The organism is Streptomyces sp. H27-H5, assembly GCF_026627505.1.
Classification (GTDB): Bacteria; Actinomycetota; Actinomycetes; order Streptomycetales; family Streptomycetaceae; genus Streptomyces.
The window spans coordinates 1-949 of record NZ_JAPNLK010000328.1; the positions used below are offsets into that span (position 1 = coordinate 1).

Sequence of the window (949 nt, forward strand, 5' to 3'; positions counted from 1 at the left end):
CCCCGAGGACGCACTCGACACCGCCTGCCACCTCCACCTCACCGGTCTCGACACCTGACACGGGCAAGCGCACGCCAAGCCCGACGTCAACCCCCGAAGGATTTACGACGCAGACCACTAAGCGGCCCCCGGGGCGGCCTCGGTCGCCAAACTTCCGCCGCCCCGGGCGCCTGACCCATTCCAGATCCAACGGACCCGAAAGGGAGATCTCATGATGCCCCAGACCGGCTCGACCCCGCCCGCGTGCCGCGACTGCGACGGCTTCGCCACCGCCACGATCACCACCGGCGCCCGCTCCACGGACGGCACCCGCACCACCATCCCCGTCAACTGCCCGACGTGCCACGGCCTCGGCCACACCGTCCCCGCCGCCCTCGTCCGGATCGGGCGGTGAACGGCATGGCCAACCTCGCCCCCACGAACAAGACGCCCGGCCTCCACGTCAGCAAGCCCTCCCCGTCCGAGCCGGCCACCGCTTCCGCCGTCTGCCACTGCGGCGCCTCCGCCTCCGCCAAGGGAGACGCCCAGGTCGGTTCCCTCATCGCCGGCTGGAACGCCAACCACGGCGCGGCACACACGAACGGGGCCAAGGCGTGAACGCTCCTGGCCAGATCCTGGACCTGTTCGCCGGCCCCGGCGGCTGGTCCGAAGGACTTCGCGCACTCGGTCTCCGGGACATCGGCATCGAGATCGACGCCTCCAGCTGCGCCACCCGCGCCGCCGCCGGACACACCACGATCCGTGCCGATGTCGCCGCCTACCCCACCGCGCCGCTCCATGGAAAGGTGACCGGCCTCATCGCCTCCCCGCCCTGCCAGACCTTCAGCCTCGATCCACCGCGTGATCTCTGGTCACGCGGTGTGATTGTTTTCGGGGCGGGTTTCCGGTTTTGGGCAGGGTGGGTTTCCGGCTGGCCGCTGCCGGTGGCGGGTTCTCCAAGGTCTTCCAG

3 protein-coding genes are annotated in these 949 nt (G+C 70.7%); all 3 read left to right on the forward strand.

Features of this window, described 5'->3' with window-relative positions; translation table 11 throughout:
* Window positions 1-211 precede the first annotated feature (211 nt).
* Entirely contained in the window at window positions 212-394 is a 183-nt protein-coding gene (locus tag OTB19_RS43100) for a hypothetical protein (protein WP_420717041.1), read from the forward strand.
* 5 nt (window positions 395-399) lie between these two features.
* The gene (locus OTB19_RS43105) at window positions 400-597 is read left to right on the forward strand and encodes a hypothetical protein (RefSeq protein WP_267804314.1); all 198 of its coding nucleotides are present in this window, start codon (window positions 400-402) and stop codon (window positions 595-597) included.
* The coding region (locus OTB19_RS43110) for a DNA cytosine methyltransferase (protein ID WP_267804315.1) at window positions 594-949 on the forward strand (356 nt) is incomplete at its 3' end. The genes OTB19_RS43105 and OTB19_RS43110, both read left to right, overlap by 4 nt.